Here is a 16,613-nt window from a genome sequence, read left to right on the forward strand (position 1 = left end):
GCCGCAGATGTCAGATCAAGCTAAACAAATGACCGAAGATGAAGCCGCCGAATTTGCCGAGCAGATCTTCGACGTGGCCCGCAAGGGCGATGCCGCCATGCTGGCCGCGCTGCTGGCCAAGGGCTTGCCGGTCAATCTGCGCAATCACAATGGCGATACCTTGTTGATGTTGTCCGCCTATCACGGGCATGCCGATGCCGTGAAGGTGCTGCTGGAGTTCAAGGCCGACCCGCAGATGGCCAATGACAAAAACCAGTTGCCCATCGCCGGTGCTGCGTTCAAGGGCAACCTCGTGGTGGTCAAGGCGTTGATCGAAGGTGGCGCGCCGGTTGAAGGCGCATCTGCCGATGGCCGCACGGCGCTGATGATGGCCGCGATGTTCAACCGCACCGAGATAGTCGATTACCTCCTCAGCGTCGGGGCCAACCCGAAGGCCACCGATGCCCAGGGCGTGACTGCACTGGTGGCGGCCCAGACCATGGGCGCTGCCGATACAACAGCCCAACTGCAAAAGCTGGCTTGACCAAATCCCCCTGTAGGAGCCGGCTTGCCGGCGATGGCGTCAGCAAGATCGCCATCGCCCGCAAGCCGGCTCCTACAGGGGGATTTGTCGCGTTTATCAACCAGTGTTATCGTCGCGCCCCCAAAATCGGCCCCAGCACAGGATGTATCCATGAAAACCGCCCTCATCGAACTCATCGGCAAAATCAGCACCGGGCTGATGAGCGATGCCGAGGTTGCGCAGATCGCCGACGAGGCTGCCCAAGCCTACGCGGATGCCGATGGGTTCCTGGCGGCCAACCCCGATATCAACTACGACGACAGCTTCCCCATCCCCCTGGGTGAGTGGATTGTGGTCGGTAGCCTGCCGGAAACGGTGCTGTTCCAGGCCGATACCTACCAGGACCTGTTCGCCCAGATCGTCGCCTCGTTTGGTCCCGACGTGGCGTTCAACCTCAAGCCCAAGCAATTGGCCAAGACCGAGGCGCTCACGGCGCTCAATCGCATCCAGATCCAACTCGCTGCCATGAGCCCGGAAAACGGCGGCTACACTCTGATGAACTTCAGCCAGTTGCTCGATGACGAGATCCAGGCGGTGTTGGTGTACGGCAACGATGTACCACGGGTGCTGGAGTTGTGTGCTGCAGTCGGGATCAAGGGTGAGCCGTCCCTGGAAGCCCTGCGCATTGCCCTGCACGTATGAAATAAAACGGAACCCTCGTCAGGGCTGGCTATCCTAAGCAGGCAAGCCCTCACTTAGGAGCGACACCATGGGTTCCACATTTAACAGCCTGATCGGCTTGATCATCCTGGCTTTGGATATCTGGGCGATCATCAACGTGTTCAAAAGCGGCGCCAGCACCGGCGCCAAAGTGTTGTGGATCCTGTTGATCCTGCTGTTGCCGGTATTGGGCCTGATTATTTGGGCCATCGCCGGACCACGGGGCAATGTGCGGATCTGATCCTCAGTGAGCACAATCAAGTAATGTGCGGCCTTGCCGGCGATAGCTGTGAGTATCTACACAACTCTTTGATGGTTCTTGGAGGCGGTGTACATATCCGTTGCTGCGGTCACGGCGGCTAATGGTTCCGCTTTTACAGCGGGTCACTTTCGAAGAGCGCGAAAGTAACCAAAGCGCTCTTGCCCCACCACTCGGTGCCTCGCCTAGGCTCGGCATGCCCGCAGTCAGGCATTGCTCCGTGGGCCCGCCGCGATCGGCCATCCATGGCCGTGTCGCGGCTACCCCGGCATCCTGCCGGGGTGCCCACTGCGCAATACCTGCCTGCGGCCATCGTGGTTTAACGGGGCGCCTAAGATCAAAAGCCAGATCAACAGCAACGCCAGAGCGCGAAGTGTAAGCGCGCGTCGGATTTGGCACCGCCTCGCAGGTGATTTGGCACTGCTTGCGCCCGTCCAGACTACGAGATTGTGCGAGATGTTTGGCATCTCGCTCTGTAGCTATTGTCTTACTCAGTTTGACCAGCAAGCCAGTCCGGTGGAGTCGGGCGCAGCTCGGCGTCTGGAAAGCCTTCTGCTGTCGGCCAATCCCGCAAGGCCTGCCTGTACCTCAGCAGCTCTGAAAACTGCTCAGGCGTAATCTGGGTTTCCTGGCCCATGTCCACCTCATCACGATGGCGGGTCACTATCCACTCGGTGGTGGATATCACCCGGTCTCGCCAGCGCCGCTCCTTTTCGGCCAGCTCCTCGCTGGTTGGGAGCAGGGCCGGCGCTGCAATCGGTATCCCGTCTTCGTCCGGGACAACTCGGCCACCTTCCTCCCGGACTCGCAACATCCGCTCGTATACCTCGCTAGCCACCTCAAGGGCATCATCAGGCATCGAACAATCATCGCTGCCAAGCTCGCCACTGATATCAGACCGATAAAAGGCAGTCACTGAAGGACTGAAGTAAAATTTCATGCGTTACCTTCCTAAGGCGAATACACGGAAGCGACCTTCGGGGGAGAAGTTCCCGCCGGCACTGATTACGAAACGATCTTTGGTGACGTCACCGACGACGAAGCCGAGGTTATTTCCATATCCGCCTGCTGTGGCGCTGAGAAGGACAGGAAATACTCCGAAGCATTCGTTTGGAAAGGAAACAGGGAAGTAGCGGAGGTCATTCGCTCCCGTGCTTTCTGTCACATCAAACACCTGCTGTATCCAGCCGTTCGGGAGCTTCAGAGTTCCGGTACCAGATGAACTCGAAACGGTCGCGTTTGAAGACGTCCATAACGGGTCGCTTGTAGCCCAACGAATCGGGCCAGCTCCAGGTAGCGCCGTTCGAATATGCGCCACACCATTATTAGCACTGATACATACCGCATTTTTTGTCCCGTCATGACGCACCCAGTCCGCCCCGTCCCAATAGCAGTTCTGAGCCACAGTTGACTCTAACGGGGATGAGAGGAACGCATAGGTTCCGCCATGAACATCAATGCTTTCGCCTGGCAGCGGGTTGTGATTGCGAATGGCGTCAACAATGCCATACCCGGCCAGAGAGTTTGCCTTGTTGGCTTTGGCATCCAGCCTGTAATCAACATCGACTACGCGGTACGCGTCCTTAATGCCGTAACCAGCCAATGTCGTGGCATTGGCAGCCTTGCCGGCTAACGCATTCATTATGGTAGTAGCAAAGTTCGGGTCGTTCCCCAGTGCCTTTGCCAGTTCGTTCAACGTGTCCAATGCGCCCGGCGATGAATCGACCAGCCTGGCGACGGCGGCAGCAACGAAAGCGGTGTTGGCTGCCTGTAGCGAGTTTGTTCCTGGCGCAGCAGTAGGCACCTCTGGAATGCCGGTGAACTTTGGGCTGTTCAAGTTGGCCTTGAGCGCTAGCGAGGCGGTTACGGTGGTCGCGTAGGCATTGACCGACGACCAGACGAATGCAGCGTTTGCCACCTCGCCAAAATTGCTACCAGGGGGCGCTGTCGGCGCTGTCGGAACCCCAGTCAAAGCAGGGCTATCCAAGTTGGCTTTCAAGGCAGGATTAAAGTTCCCGTCGTGCCACACGTACCTCATCGTATATGAACCATCACCAAGAACTCGGCGGAAAGCTAAAACATCGCTGCCGCCGCCTATGTGGCCGAAAATATCGAATGCAATATTTCCCCCCGGCCATTTCATCCGCAGAAACAACCCATTGCTGGAGACCGACGGCTTATCGGTAGTTGCGGGGATGTAGGTTCCCAAAGTGGTTATTGGTATGTCGGCGATGGCTCCCACAATGCCCGATTGTGGTTTTGAGCTGATCTTAGAGTCAGCTTCTGTCGCAATCAGCGCTCTGACAGCCTTGGATAGCTGGGAGTCATCGTTTTTATTGAGAGTCAGCCCAGCAGCAAGAACAACCGCGATAATTTCCCGCTGAATGGTGTTAAGCCAATCGGCTTTAAGTAACGTGGCAGCCGCACCAGCCGCTGGATTGCCTTCGGTCCATTCGCCGCTCTCCGTTGCGGTATTGGTGCTATCTCCGATTTTCTTCATGGTTGGTCTCCGTAACCGAACAGCAAAATAGACTCGGCAGGCTTCATCTGGCCCAGCCGACACTCCAGGGCTCTGTTGCCCCAGACGGATAAAGGATCGCCAGCGCCCGTAGCACCGGCCCTGGCATAACTCACCGTTACGGGCGGGGCGTTAACCCGCCAGGTGAAGTCCCAGTCACCACCGTTGATGGGATCGCCAGCTCGCGCTATGCCAGCTCGCGCTGGTCGGAATGTGGTGATGGTGATGTCGTAGCCCAAGGATTTAGCCAGGGCGATAAAGAAGGGTTTACTTTGGCCTGCACGGCCAGGCAGCTTGCTAATAACAGCCTGTACACGTTGGCCGACAGTCTGGGCTTGGCCGACTAGGCAAGGATCAGGCAAGGCCAGCACCCGCTCCCAATCGGTCAGCCCTTCGCCGGAATCGGGGAAAATTGTGTTGTAAACCACGCCTGCCTGGGAGTCGGCCAGGTCCATGGCATTAGCTTCGGCCTCGATGGTGGCCGACAGGTAAGGCGCGGAACCGTCATAGGAAACAGGTGGAAGCAGCAGACGGAGTTGATCGGCGAGCGTGGTCATTCCAATAGCCCCAGGGTAATGGTGCCAGGGCGAATCCAACCGACAATCGCGGGATCATCGGACGCTTTGACGTTGCCGGTCGGAGCCGTGACGGCACGGTCTAGGACACCCGCCAGGTTGTTGATCATGGCCTCGATCTGCGAGCGTTTGAGGGTGTCGCCGGGCTTCAAGGCACCCAATAGGGTGTTGTAGGCCTTTTGCGCCGCTGCCTGCACGTCGGCCATAGTGAAGTCAGAGGCCAGTTCAATTTTGGCTGCGGCGTTGACGGTGCGGATAGTTGGCGCGTAGACCCATACGTCGGCGATGACTGAGCACTGGTCTTCTATATGCGCCAGGCATGCCGCGATGACCTCAGCCGAAGGTTTACCAGTGCTGGCGGTGATGACTACATCAACGGTGCCGCCCCCTCTGCGCCGGGGGATAGGCAGCGCGTCGGCTACTCCATCGACCTCCAACGCCCAGCGGCGGTAGTCATAGGCCGCACCACCGGCCGGGGGTGACTGGATGATGTCCAGGTAACGCGCCAGCAGCGATTCGATTGTCTCCCGGTCTTCGCCGCCAGTGGTTTTGCCGACGAAAGTAGCGGCCGCGTCCATGCCCAACGGCGGGCTGGTAAGCACCAGGGCGCCCGTTAGGTCGTTCAGTGCAGCGCCGACGGTTTGAGCTTCGACCAGGACCGAGGCTGTGCCATCGGTGCCAATCTTCGCGCTAGCTTTGGCGGTGAACAGTTCGCCGGTGACGACGTGCTTTAAGGTGGCACCAAGCAGCAACGGTACGCCGGGCGTACCTTTGAGGGCCGCCGTACCGGTGGCCGCTACGGGGTCTTTTTGTAGCACACCCCTAAGCGCGGCCGCGTGGACGAGTTCCTCTTCATCGGCAGTGTCTGGGAAAATCTGGCGGTATACCCAGGCCAGCTTCTGATACAGCCCCTCAATAGCCGAGGCCACAGCGGCCGAGCGTACATAGTTGTCGCTGTCGGGGCCGATATCGGCTTCGGCTTGAAGGTTACGAATGTCGCGCAGGATGCCGCGCAGAATCTCATCCAGGCCGGGAGCGGTATAAGCCATGTCAGTTCACCCTTACAGGTTGGCGAAACACCTGCGGATTGCCGGTGGCGTCGGTGATGTCGATTTGCAAGTGAAGCCAGCCGTTGTGGGGCTGCTCGACGGCGATGGTGATGTCTTGGGCGCGGCCGTCATCGAGCAGCGGCTGGAGCGCCTGCTCGGCGTATTGTTTGGCGAGCTTGCCGACCCGTGACAGGTCTTTGGAGCGTTTCAGCTCATGCAGGCGGGAACCCACGGTGGTGTCTTTCCACCAGGTGCCGAGGGGTGTCATGAGGCGGATATAAACGGCGTTGCCCAGCGTATTGATACGCTGGCCCGTCAAGTCGCCAGTGGTTGGGTTTATGCCTGCGTCCATGGGTGTATGGTGCAGTGACACAGGTATAGAGTGTATTTCAGGAGGGTTTAAGGTTCTTGGTGCATCTGGCGTATTACCAGTTAGGCTTTGGTCGTTCCCCCTACATCTGCATTTTGGAATCACTCAATGCTATTAAACCGTTATCTCGCAGCGCTTCTCTTCTCAATTACCTCTACGTCATGGGCTGGTGACGCACCGTTGGTGTCTGGCACCGAGCTTCTTGCTGCCGCAAAACTATCTGGTGCATGCGGGATCATCGGGCAAATGGCCAGTTTCCAAGACTCCACAAAAATGGCTGGCGGAACCGAGTTTTTAAACAGATTCATGATCACCGAAGCCTCGCGGCTTGGGTGGACATTAGACCAATACCTAGAACGCTGTAGGGGTGCGCTCAAGGTGTATCAGACCTACTATGAAGAATTAGAAAAGAGTGAAACGACGCCCTGATAGACTCGGTTACTGTTTTTGACCAGGTGTCGGCCCTCCACCGTGGTCATGGCCGTTGTAGATCAGTCGATCTGCCTGCATGGTCCGGGTGTGGTCCGCGACCTCGCCTGCCGCTTTAACGTCATCGCTCATCTCGACCAAAGGCGTTTCAAAGCGCACCTTGGTCGTGGCCTTCACGACCAGGGTCTCGGTTTCAATCTCGATCAACCGGCCGCGCTTCATATGGATGTAATCACCCTCATCGGTGTACAGCGATACTTCGCCGTCTTTAAGGGTAATTCGATAACGCCCGTCGTCACTGGCGACTACGACCGTGTGTTTGCTGTTACCACCCACTGGGATAGCAAGAAACTCCGCACCAGGTAGTGGCGCCGAGCTGTAGCCGTAGTGCTGCATCAGCTCGCCTGAAACCGACTCGCCTGCCAGGCCTTCCATTTCGACGCCAATCAGCTTGCCGTGGGTGTTGCGTGCTGCCGTGGCCCGGAAGGCCTGACGCACGTTACCCATCACTCTACTAACCTGATCACGCACCAGGCGCGCCATATTACTCATTACAGCCCCCTAAAAATCTCGATAAGTTCCGCATCCGGGTTGCCCTTCTTACCCTTGCCTTTGCGCTTCGTGGTGGGGTTGCCATCCAGTACCCACAACTTATCCTCGCGCAACCGCAACTCAGTAATTCGGCCTTCAGCGCGGGTCAGGCGCAGCGTGCGCGACATCAAAAAGTAGGTCGCATCCAATCCATGGGGCTCACTACGAACGATGACGCGCTGGCCTGGGCTCCAGACCTGGCCGTTATCGGCACGATGGCCCATCACCACTGCGCGGATCTCGAAACCTTCCAGGCGACTGTCTGCCAGCAACTTACGTCCACGAGTGGTCGCCATGTCCTGGTTCTCGCTGGAGCTATCAATGACCACCTTTGGTCGGAAGATCCCACGGCGGGCCAGGGTTTCGTCCTGGATGACAGAACGTAGGTGGGCGCGTTTGCTGTCCAGCCCGTCATTGTCGTACTGCCCATGCTGGCCTAGGACCGTGATTTGGCTGTACCGATTGGCGATGGAACGCCGCACACTGAGGCGCTGCACGTTATTGCCGACACCATCTTCGCGCATGACCAGTGTTCCCACTGGCGCCGCGTTGTAGTCCGGCCCGCCAATAATTAAACGCCCGTCAGGCTCGACCCACGGCCACAGACCATTAGCCTCGGCAACCTGGAGCAACGCCTCCCACGCACTCTGGCCCGGCTCAATCTGCACGCGGCGCCTGGTCTTAGCCTGAGCGGCGCGGATCTCGACCTGGGTAATGCCCAGCGGTTTGACGACCCGGTCCAAGATCTGCGCCAGTGTGGCTTCGCGCATCGAGACGAACGGCGCCGAACAGTCGACCAGGGGTGCGGCACGGTCCCGGCCGGTGATACGCATCGAGATACCCTGACGGGAGATGTCATGTTCAAACTCGTCTATTTGGCCCGTCAGCACGCGATCCTTGCCCAAGGTCAGAGAGCATGGCGCGCCCTCGGCCAACACGCTGGGTAAGCGTGTGGCGTCCTTGGTATATAGCTCCAGCTCGAAACCATCAGACGCAATCAACAGGTCGGATTCAATCGACCAGCCGTCCCATTCTTCATGGGCCAGGCCGCCAATGGATAAGCGGATGGATTCTTCCAGGGCTTTATTTGGCGTAGGCACGCAGTACCTCCCCGGCTTCGATGTTGTGGGGCGTTTTCAGGCCGGGATTGAGGCGGATCAACTCGGCGGCGCGGGTATGGTCGCCGTACCAGCGGTGGGCCAACAGGCGCAGGCTCGCTGGGGTTTCGACCACACGCTCGATCATGGGCGGGCTTTGCAGGATGACCTGGCGGGCACGGGCCTGGATCAATGCGGCGACGTTGCGTAACGCCTCAATGATCGGCCGAGCGGTCTCCACGTCGTACAGGTGACGTTGCAACAGGATGGATGACTGCACCAGGGAACGCACCAGGTTAACCAGTCCCTCCAGTTCCAGTGGGCTCAAGGTTGGTGTGTCGGCTTCGTCCTCGATGACGGAGGCCACCGCCTGCGCATGGGTCAATGCCAATTCGGTGATGACTAGGACTACCAGAGCGAAACCGCTGGCGGTCACTGGATCATCCGGCATGCCGTTGGGCAGTAGTACCAGGCCGGGGCCGGTGTTACCTGGCAGGCCTCCGACCAGCAGCTCAACTGTCGGCGCTACGCCTTGGCGGGCAGCGATCAAAAAGCCGCTGCCTGCACGGACGGCGTCGGCCGTCAGGCTAGCACTGCCAGGTAATGCGGCGGGCACGCCAGATCTGGCAAGCAGCGCCGTCGACGAACTGGGGGTACTGCCCTGGATCGCTGCCCGGATCTCGGAGGGCGTGCGCATCAGGTCCACCAGCGGATCAAAGGCCCCCGACGGCCGTTTAGCCATCGACCCAATGCCAGACACCACACCGAGGATCTGCGAGCGCAGTTGTTGCAAACGCAGACCGATGCCCGGCAGGCCCAGGGCCTTTTCAATCAGACCAACCCAGCCGCCACCTATCCACGATTGAATCTCGCCGACCAGGGAGTCAATGCGCCCGAACAGATCAAAGATGCCATCCTGCCAGGTGTATTCGTCTTCAAGCCCCAATACGCCAATATCGACGAACTCAAATTGCCGCTCGAAAAACGGTGCATCGGGCGTGTCCTCGACAAACAGGATGCTGATCTCGGCATAGTCGGGACGCTCGGCGTGGTGCTTAACTTCGCCGGTGTTGCTGACGACATTCAGGCTGCCATAGATAGGGTGTATCAGTTCGCCCGTACCTGGAGTGTTTAGGGTGCGGAGGATGTTCTGGAGTTCGATCTCGTAATTGACGCCGAACACCACAACTTGCATGGGAAAGCGTCGAGCGCCACGGCCCAAGTCTTTGACCCGGTCGCCATCCTTGAATGGTGTCCCATGCTCTGACAAAGCGCGCTGCCATTGCATGCTTTCGCTTTCGATCTGGAGCGGGACGCCGCGAAACGAGGCGTCCAGCAGGTTCTCTGCCCAGCTCATCCGCCGCGCCTCATCTGAACATTGGTTCGGCGCTCGACCTCGGCCTGGAACATGTGTGAGTCAGTACGAACTTCAATGACCAACGGCTGTGCGAGCAAGGCCCGCAACCGCTCCTCGGCGGCTTGTGCGGCGGGATTGGCACCGGCTGCACCAGGTGCAGCGCCATTGGTGCCAAAGCCCGGCATACCAGGAGCAACACCGCCTGACAGTGGGGTAGCCAGGCGCTGGGCCTGGGCAGCCAACCAGGTGGACGGCTGGCTGGCAGATTGCGACATCATGTCCCGCAGTTGCTGTTGCGCAGTGAAGGTTTCGGCCCCCGCAGCCAAGGCGCGATTGGCGATACCTTGCGCCCAGGTGTTGGCGCCGCTAACGGGCAAACCCGATGCAGTCAGGCCAGTTTCATGGTGTGCCAGGCGCTGGGCTTCTGTGGACAGCCAGTCAGATGATTGGTCGGGGTTCTGATCGGCCAGGGCCATACGGTTACGATAGAAGGACGTTTGGTAGGTGCGCTGGTCATCGTTCAAGAGCTTACTGCGCTGGGCTGCATCCAGTCGGCCCTCATCTGTTGCTGTCGCACTTGCGCCACCGATCTGGGTGGCAGTCGCACCTAACGCCAAGGGTGCAACCCATGGGGCGACAAATCCTCCTGGTTTGCCGTTAGTCTTGCCGGAGTTGGAACCATTCGGCAGATCTGGGCCGCCAATGCCCCCCAGAGAAGCAGCAGGCCAGTTGGTAACAAACACAGAGGTAACGCCCGTGGCCTCTTCCAGAACCCTACCCACGGCAATACCTTTTAAGGTTTCGGGGCCGCCCATGAACTTGTTGAGCAATGCCCCGGCACCCGCTTTTGCACCACGCCCCGCGTAGTAACCACCGACACCCAGCGCGGCACCACCGGCCAGCATCTGTTCACCGGACAGGTTCAGGTCATCCAGGAGGTAACGCCCCATATCAGCGAATCCCTTGTTCAAAGGTGTAGCCATCCGGTCGATGGCTTCGCCAAACGTAGCCTTCATCCTGCTTGCAACGCCGCTTGCACTTTCCGTGTTCTCTTTAAGGTCGCGAGCGATAACAGGGGCTGAATCATGAAGCTCTTTAGTTTGAGAGCCAAAAGTATCTAGACGATTCCCTGTCATCATAATTCGGCTACCCCGAACGGTGTCCTGGTCCATTCCTTTAAATACAACGCCCATGAACTTTGCGCGCATTTCATCGGTAGCAAGTTTGTCGTACTTTCCTTTTAGATCTCCGAAAACATCCTGCGGATTTCGCGAACTACCGTCTTTGTTAAAGAAACCGACCCCTGTCGTCTGGGTGATTCGATCTCGATATTGCTTGTTAGTAAATATACGCAATGTTGACTCTGCGAGAGTGCCGAGTCGATCAGGCTGCATCTCTACTGTCGACAACGTTTCAGTGAAGGCCAAGGCTTGAGACAAAGACATACCCGCTGCCGAGGCCGCTCCACCTAGCTTAGGGAAAAGGTCAGCAAGGTTTTCAAGTTCGGCGTTGCCCAATCGTCCTGCCACTGTCATTTTTTGAAGCAGATCCAAGGCCGTACCTGCTTTATTCAAATCAAGATTGAATGCACTAGCCCCCGAAACTACCGCCTTGCCTAATACAGCCGAGTCAGCACCGGTCACAGCAGTAGTTTGTCCAATTGCATCAGCGGTCATTCTAGCTGCATCGTAATTCACACCAGACGCAATCAAAGTATTGAAACCACGGTCAACATCTTCTCTGCTAATGCCATTGGCGGTAGCAATTCTGAAGCCTTCTTTTTTCCAATCTTCCTTTTGCTCTCCGCTCATATCAGCAGTTTGTTTTGTGCGGATCAGCCCACGCTCCAGGTCAGCATTTGCTTTCATTCCCGAAAGCACCCCAACGCCCACACCCACACCAGCTAATTGCCCATGCATGCTTCCGCCTAGTCCCTTGAGGCGGTCGAACTCCTGACGGACACCCATCGCAATGGTTTTAAGCGTGCGAAGACTACGCCCGCTGTTCTGAGCCATGCGCCGGAAGGACGTTTCTGTCCGATCAACACTCTGGCGCAGAGGTTGTACACCCTGGCGGTCGGTATTCATCAACTCGGTTTTGGCATCACGCGCAGCCTTGCGGGCGGCAGTGGCCATCTCCTTGAGTTCGGCGGATGTCTTGCTGACCTCGATGCGCGTGCCGGAACCTGCCTTCGCGGTTTCACGCATGGCACTACGGATGGTTTTATAACTGTTGGCCCCGACCTGACCCACTTTGGTGATGGCCGAGGATGCTTTCCAGCTTTCATCGGCCAGGGATTTCGCTCCCTCTTTACCGGCTTTGCGTAAGTCGCGGTTGATCTGCTCGATCTCACGCCGACTGTTGCCCGCATGGGCCTGGAAACGGAGCGCGACGCGCAGATCGGACATGGGAAACTCCCGGAAAGGGTCTTACTGGAATAGGAAAGGCCCGGTATCGAGCCTATCTTTTGGGTTTTGGCAACGCCTTGCGCTGGCGCTGGCTGACGTAGCGGGTGCCTTTGACCTTGCCGATGATCAGATCAATACGTGCGTCGATCTCGGCCCTGGTCATCTGGAGCAGCTCTTCTAGTCGGTAGCCGTTCCGGACGAAGGCGTGTTCAATTCGGCGCCAGTCGGCGTTGCCGCGCTCAGCGGCGCGAGCTTTTTTTCCAGCTCGGCGTCGGTGTCGGCAATGATCGCCAAGTCGCTTTCGGTCAATTCGTCCAGGAGTAATTCAGTTGTCAGCGCCTCGGCGGGGATCTCGCCCAGGGACAACAACTGGCGGCGATATACCGCCAGGGTAATCAGTTGAAATGGCGCGCCAGGATGCAGCTCCTGTGCGGCGACGAGGTCGCCCGCAACAGGAACGCGCAAGGTAAAGGTCTTGTGGCGCAAACCAGCGTAGTAAACGCCCATCCTCAACTCGCCGGTGATGCACAGGCCTTCCCAGCGCTTGCTTGGTTGCTCGGTCATTGTGTTATTCCGTGTAGTAGTTGAGAGCCGCGATGGTCAGGTCGCGGGTGGCTTCACCTTCCACCTGGTACTTACTGCCGAGGTCGATCAATGAGCAACCAGTCCAGGTCTCACGCTTACCGCCGCCGTCCTGGGGATAGATCGTCAGCTTGGCATCCAACAGCGCGCGCCAGTCCGGTTCACCATTTTTAGGAATAGCCACCGAGACTTTCAGCTCGTGATCTTCAATTCCCTTTGCCGTGCCGGCTGGGCGGCCGGTGCGATTCATTGTCTTGACGACCTTGCGCCCGGTCTTGAGGCTCGGCTCGACGCTCACCACCTCATAGTCGGTGCCGTTGATCTCCAGGACGATCTGCCCTACATAGTTATCAGCCATCTAAAATCACCTCTTACAGGAGCAGGTCGATGCGACCGGCGAACACATGCAGGCCGTTGACGACATCAGTGGGAATGGTTGCATTGAGGCGGTTTGCGTCCTGGGCCGAACGCTCGACCACCAGGCCGGCCGCATTGGCCTCGACCTCTTCGACGATCTCCAGCTCCTGCGCCTTGAGCAGCACGTCCAGCAGCTCGCCGCGAACCGCTTCTGGGGTCTTTTTCGAGAGTTTGGAGCGAGGGAACCGCAGGCGGATACGGTCACGGCACGCCATACGGATGTAATACAGCGTGCGGATGGTGGTCAGGTCCAGCAGAGACACATCCGTGACACCCGCCGCAGACTTGGTGTAAGTGGTTACGGCGCGGACAATCTGGATGACATCACCGGCCGCGACTTCCAGCGGCGTGACACCGTTAGCCAGGGCAGTTTCCTGCTCGGTACGGCCAAGGCGCTGGGCAATAGGCGGAACCTTAATCCCGGACAGCACCAGGGTATTAAGCGGTCGCGCTGGATCTTCTTCCGAAGCGATCATCGCAGCATAAGCGGCCGCGACCTGGCGCGCTGTCGATGTAGTACCAGGCAACACGGCCAGGCTGATTGCGCCGGAGTTCAGTGATGTCGCCAGCGTGGTCGCAGCGGATAGCGTGCTGGTCAAGGCCGCAACGCCGATGATGCCTTGCTGCTCCATCGAGTTGGTGTAGACCTTGATATGGTCACGCAAAGCCGTGAGCGCGGCGCTGCTGTACCAGGCCGGAACCAGGATGGTAAATCCACCCAGCGCGGTCGCGTCCAGTGCGGCCTTGATGTCCGGCTCAGCGTCATCCACAACAACGACACCCACCGCCGAGATTGAGGCGTAGCGATAGGCCGTGATAAACGCATCGGCCATTTCCTCGGCGACAGTGCCGCCGAACAAGGCTTTGGCCTCGGGTGCGCTGTAGAACGGTGTTGGCACGTTGGCCGCAACCGTTGCGCCTTCGCCCAGGGGAACGATCAGGCACACGCTCTGCTTGTTAGTCGGCAGGTTCCGTACTGCCAGGCTGGTGTTGAACTCCATGTAGACGCCCGGCTTGCGAATCGACGCCGGGATTGTTTCAAATTCGATGCTCATTCAGCGGATTCCTTTGCAGGTTGTTTGGCACCACCGCTTGGTTTCTCGGCGGGCATCAATTCCCCCGCTGCCAACCGGCGCCGGTAGTAGGAGGTATCCGGCACATCAACAGCCTTGGCTGTTTCGATGTACTTGTACGGATCGTCTTCCAGGGGCACCCGATGACCAGGTGCAGCTTTAACTTGCATCACACGTCCCTCAGTTCAATGTTGTCGGTAGCGACCGGGTTGGGGTTGTCCGATGGGGTGTGGTAGTTCAGATCAACGCCCAGTAAATCGGGCAAGGCCTCTTTCGGCTTTTCCCAGTCCAGCTCGATGTTGAATGACTGCCCCAGGACAGACAGGTGGTCGCTGGCAAACTTGCCGTTGACCAGGTTGGAAAGCTCCATCGGTTTGATGGCTGCGCGGCCCTCCCAAGGTTGCCAGTCAACCAGTTGGTGCATGCAGGCCTCCCATAGCGCATAGGTGCCAACATCCTTGTCAGTTGTGCCGCGCCGCGTTTCCTTCTCCCCGCGAGGGTGGCGAGCCGCAATCACCAGGCGGAAAGTGATACTTATGCTGTAGCGACCCTGGGCCTTGGGCCTGATCATGGCCTTGGGCACCATCAGCAAAATCGACGGGCAACGCTTGAGCAATTCCGGCAACAGATCAGGGTCGCCTAATTCGCCGCCGTAGCTCGCCACGCGCAAGCGCGGCAGGCTTTTGCTCAACTCGTTGAGTCGGCCTTCGATCAAGTCTTCCAGGTCGCCCAGCATCACAAGTCCCTCAAAGTCCTGCGAGTCATCAGCCGAGGCTGGTGGCTGATCTGGAAACCAGACTGCCCACCATCCGAAGCCCCACGCTCCTTGTCTTCCCTGGCAAGGGTCTCCAGGCGCTTGATCACGTCCTTGTAAAGCACCCGCACGGTCGACTCTTCCTTGCCTGCGTCGTCGTACAGGTGATAGCGGGCGATCTCGGCCAGGTCATCCGTGACCCATGCAGGGGCATCCTCTCCAGCCGCACGGAACCGTAGGTAAAACGACACTTCGCTACGCGCCCGTGTGACGGCGTCGGCGATCCTTGCCAAAGTCGCAACAGCGGTGGCTACGTCCTCGGGCGGCCATTCGCCTAGAGGCTGACCAGCCGCCGCCGCTACCAACAAATCAGAGGCGATTACGCGATCTGTATCCGGGGTCGCGACCTCTGCGATATCACTGGCGCCAAATCGGACGATGAGCTGGCTGGCGGACGGTAGCGAGAGGTTCATTTACCTTTGTCCTCGGCCTCGGTGTTTTTGGATTTTCGGGTTTTCGCTGGAGGTTTTGCGGCCTCTGCCTTGGTCGCTTCACGCGCCAGGTCTTCCAGGTGGGCCTCTTCCCAGAGTCCATCGAGTTCGATGTCGACCGCGTTCAATGGCCCCTTGTCCTGCTCAATCACAAGCGAAGTAGGCCCAGATCCCGGACTGTCAAATCCAAACCCACCGACGACAACGGGCACACTGCCGGATGGAACCAGTGCATCACCCAGAACTGTAGAGTTTGTTTCAGGCGCCTGCGACTGAGCGTTTTGTGCGGCGTTGGACGTTTTCTGTAGGTCGGCTTCCTGGAGGCTTTCATCGCGGCGGTCCTGTACCTGGTCGAATTCGGCCTCTACATAAGAGAGGACCAATTGAGGCTCTTTGCTGAGAGCCTTTAATTGTCCTTCCGTGAAGAAGTTGTCCGGGTATGGGGTTGGCTGGCTGGCGTGTGCAATACCGCAACGACGGAAGCCGTCGCGCTTTGAGGTGATAACGATGGTCATAACGCCCCCTTATCCCAGCCAGCTCGGCGCCAGGATTTCGGCGGTGCCTGCCCATTCGTTGCCGCTGTTGGCATCCTTCACCAGGAGCTTGCGCGCAGCGCCTTCCAGCGGGGACGGCACCACCAACAGGCCGGGGTTTACGCCGAGTGGGCGACCACCGTCAGCATGGAAACCCTTCATCGCTGCACGCGCTGCGGCGTAGTTCTCTGCGTTGAGGGGTGCTTTTGAGCAGAACGCGAACTGCCAGAAACCAAAACCGACGTTCGCACGAGCATCGACGCCATAGCGGTATTCATCGCGCATGAAGACATTTTCGTCGTCCATGCTGGTCATGGCTTTGAGGTCATACTTACGGCGCAGTTGGAAGATGATGGGCTTGATCGCCCTGCTGACATCGAGCAGATACCAGGCTGGGCCTTCACCGTCCTGGTAGTTGCTGACGGAGATTGCAGTGCCGGTGCCGTCAGTATTCGGGTAGACCGGGTGATCGGTGTCGAAGAAGTTCTGGCCGTCATAGCACAGGGTGGTCAAGCCAGCTTTCAACAGACTGAACACCAACTCGTCCGGGTGCGCAGTAGACGCCCGGCCCATCTCGGCAAACAACGGCTTATAGACGCCGATCTGGTCATCTTCGATGGCGTCACGCGGCACGCCCACGGACGACTCATACTTCTTGTTGGTGATCGAATAGCTGTGCGCCGCCATGTTCTTGAGCACACGGTCGCCGATCCACTCGCGGAAGTTCGGGAACTGCCCCAGCCAGCCATAGGTATTGCTGGCCGACGTCGACGGCACCGTCGTGGCGATGCGCGCCCAATCGGTTGGCGTGGCTGCCTGGGCATTTTGGAACTCGGCCCGGTACGCGGTGAACAACGCGGCCAAGGTGCCAGAAGTAATGATCATGAA

General features: G+C 58.6%; 20 protein-coding genes and 1 pseudogene. 4 read left to right on the forward strand and 17 right to left on the reverse strand.

The genetic code is table 11. The features are described 5' to 3' along the window. Nucleotides 1-7: 7 nt before the first annotated feature. The 3 genes from C5F71_RS21885 (at nt 8) to C5F71_RS21895 (ending at nt 1,463) form a co-directional block, all read left to right on the forward strand. Nucleotides 8-523 (forward strand): ankyrin repeat domain-containing protein, encoded by a 516-nt coding sequence (locus tag C5F71_RS21885; RefSeq protein WP_104911911.1) that lies wholly within the window; start codon nt 8-10, stop codon nt 521-523. Nucleotides 524-673: 150 nt separating this feature from the next. Further along, nucleotides 674-1,204 carry a hypothetical protein gene (locus C5F71_RS21890; RefSeq protein WP_104911912.1) on the forward strand — a complete coding sequence of 177 codons (531 nt, stop codon included), beginning with the start codon at nt 674-676 and terminating at the stop codon, nt 1,202-1,204. A 67-nt stretch (nt 1,205-1,271) separates the two neighbouring features. Further along, on the forward strand, nt 1,272-1,463 hold the full coding sequence (locus C5F71_RS21895) for a PLDc N-terminal domain-containing protein (protein ID WP_003192770.1): 192 nt from the start codon (nt 1,272-1,274) through the stop codon (nt 1,461-1,463). A gap of 505 nt (nt 1,464-1,968) precedes the next feature. Here C5F71_RS21895 and C5F71_RS21900 read toward each other — a convergent pair. From C5F71_RS21900 to C5F71_RS21920, 5 genes and pseudogenes are all read right to left on the reverse strand, one after another. Next, a complete protein-coding gene (locus C5F71_RS21900; RefSeq protein ID WP_104911913.1) occupies nt 1,969-2,421 on the reverse strand; it encodes a phage tail assembly chaperone in 453 nt (150 codons plus the stop codon). A 546-nt stretch (nt 2,422-2,967) separates the two neighbouring features. After that, nucleotides 2,968-3,096, reverse strand: a pseudogene (locus C5F71_RS29760) (phage tail protein); the annotation flags it as partial. 881 nt (nt 3,097-3,977) lie between these two features. Then, nucleotides 3,978-4,556 carry a YmfQ family protein gene (locus C5F71_RS21910; RefSeq protein WP_104911915.1) on the reverse strand — a complete coding sequence of 193 codons (579 nt, stop codon included), beginning with the start codon at nt 4,554-4,556 and terminating at the stop codon, nt 3,978-3,980. Next, nucleotides 4,553-5,623: a baseplate J/gp47 family protein gene (locus C5F71_RS21915; RefSeq protein ID WP_104911916.1), complete on the reverse strand. Its 1,071-nt coding sequence runs from the start codon at nt 5,621-5,623 to the stop codon at nt 4,553-4,555. The genes C5F71_RS21910 and C5F71_RS21915 overlap by 4 nt, the downstream gene beginning before the upstream one ends. 1 nt (nt 5,624) lies before the next feature. Next, nucleotides 5,625-5,975: a phage GP46 family protein gene (locus C5F71_RS21920; RefSeq protein ID WP_104911917.1), complete on the reverse strand. Its 351-nt coding sequence runs from the start codon at nt 5,973-5,975 to the stop codon at nt 5,625-5,627. Nucleotides 5,976-6,101: 126 nt separating this feature from the next. Here C5F71_RS21920 and C5F71_RS21925 point away from each other — a divergent pair, with 126 nt between their 5' ends. Further along, nucleotides 6,102-6,422, forward strand: a complete 321-nt coding sequence (locus C5F71_RS21925; protein WP_104911918.1) for a hypothetical protein — start codon at nt 6,102-6,104, stop codon at nt 6,420-6,422. A 9-nt stretch (nt 6,423-6,431) separates the two neighbouring features. On the opposite strand, the gene C5F71_RS21930 is transcribed toward C5F71_RS21925, so the two are convergent. From C5F71_RS21930 to C5F71_RS21985, 12 genes are all read right to left on the reverse strand, one after another. Then, a complete protein-coding gene (locus C5F71_RS21930; protein ID WP_104911919.1) occupies nt 6,432-6,974 on the reverse strand; it encodes a phage baseplate assembly protein in 543 nt (180 codons plus the stop codon). Continuing rightward, a complete protein-coding gene (locus C5F71_RS21935) occupies nt 6,974-8,113 on the reverse strand; it encodes a phage baseplate assembly protein (protein ID WP_256587962.1) in 1,140 nt (379 codons plus the stop codon). The genes C5F71_RS21930 and C5F71_RS21935 overlap by 1 nt, the downstream gene beginning before the upstream one ends. Continuing rightward, nucleotides 8,097-9,467 carry a DNA circularization protein gene (locus C5F71_RS21940; RefSeq protein WP_104911920.1) on the reverse strand — a complete coding sequence of 457 codons (1,371 nt, stop codon included), beginning with the start codon at nt 9,465-9,467 and terminating at the stop codon, nt 8,097-8,099. Before C5F71_RS21940 ends, C5F71_RS21935 begins: the two co-directional genes overlap by 17 nt. Continuing rightward, on the reverse strand, nt 9,464-11,875 hold the full coding sequence (locus C5F71_RS21945; RefSeq protein WP_104911921.1) for a phage tail tape measure protein: 2,412 nt from the start codon (nt 11,873-11,875) through the stop codon (nt 9,464-9,466). Before C5F71_RS21945 ends, C5F71_RS21940 begins: the two co-directional genes overlap by 4 nt. A gap of 177 nt (nt 11,876-12,052) precedes the next feature. Then, on the reverse strand, nt 12,053-12,439 hold the full coding sequence (locus tag C5F71_RS21950; protein WP_104911922.1) for a hypothetical protein: 387 nt from the start codon (nt 12,437-12,439) through the stop codon (nt 12,053-12,055). 4 nt (nt 12,440-12,443) lie between these two features. Further along, the gene (locus tag C5F71_RS21955) at nt 12,444-12,815 is read right to left on the reverse strand and encodes a phage tail protein (RefSeq protein ID WP_104911923.1); all 372 of its coding nucleotides are present in this window, start codon (nt 12,813-12,815) and stop codon (nt 12,444-12,446) included. A 13-nt stretch (nt 12,816-12,828) separates the two neighbouring features. Next, complete coding sequence (locus C5F71_RS21960; protein WP_104911924.1) at nt 12,829-13,929, reverse strand: phage tail sheath C-terminal domain-containing protein; 1,101 nt, start codon at nt 13,927-13,929, stop codon at nt 12,829-12,831. Next, nucleotides 13,926-14,117 (reverse strand): DUF2635 domain-containing protein, encoded by a 192-nt coding sequence (locus tag C5F71_RS21965; RefSeq protein WP_104911925.1) that lies wholly within the window; start codon nt 14,115-14,117, stop codon nt 13,926-13,928. The genes C5F71_RS21960 and C5F71_RS21965 overlap by 4 nt, the downstream gene beginning before the upstream one ends. Continuing rightward, a complete protein-coding gene (locus tag C5F71_RS21970; RefSeq protein ID WP_092235873.1) occupies nt 14,117-14,683 on the reverse strand; it encodes a phage protein Gp37 in 567 nt (188 codons plus the stop codon). The genes C5F71_RS21965 and C5F71_RS21970 overlap by 1 nt, the downstream gene beginning before the upstream one ends. Next, nucleotides 14,683-15,174 carry a phage protein Gp36 family protein gene (locus tag C5F71_RS21975; protein ID WP_104911926.1) on the reverse strand — a complete coding sequence of 164 codons (492 nt, stop codon included), beginning with the start codon at nt 15,172-15,174 and terminating at the stop codon, nt 14,683-14,685. Before C5F71_RS21975 ends, C5F71_RS21970 begins: the two co-directional genes overlap by 1 nt. Next, the gene (locus C5F71_RS21980) at nt 15,171-15,707 is read right to left on the reverse strand and encodes an HI1506-related protein (protein WP_104911927.1); all 537 of its coding nucleotides are present in this window, start codon (nt 15,705-15,707) and stop codon (nt 15,171-15,173) included. The genes C5F71_RS21975 and C5F71_RS21980 overlap by 4 nt, the downstream gene beginning before the upstream one ends. 9 nt (nt 15,708-15,716) lie before the next feature. Continuing rightward, nucleotides 15,717-16,610, reverse strand: a complete 894-nt coding sequence (locus C5F71_RS21985) for a Mu-like prophage major head subunit gpT family protein (protein WP_092235882.1) — start codon at nt 16,608-16,610, stop codon at nt 15,717-15,719. Between the last annotated feature and the right edge of the window lie 3 nt (nt 16,611-16,613).

The organism is Pseudomonas sp. LG1D9, assembly GCF_002949995.1.
Lineage (GTDB): Bacteria > Pseudomonadota > Gammaproteobacteria > Pseudomonadales > Pseudomonadaceae > Aquipseudomonas > Aquipseudomonas proteolytica.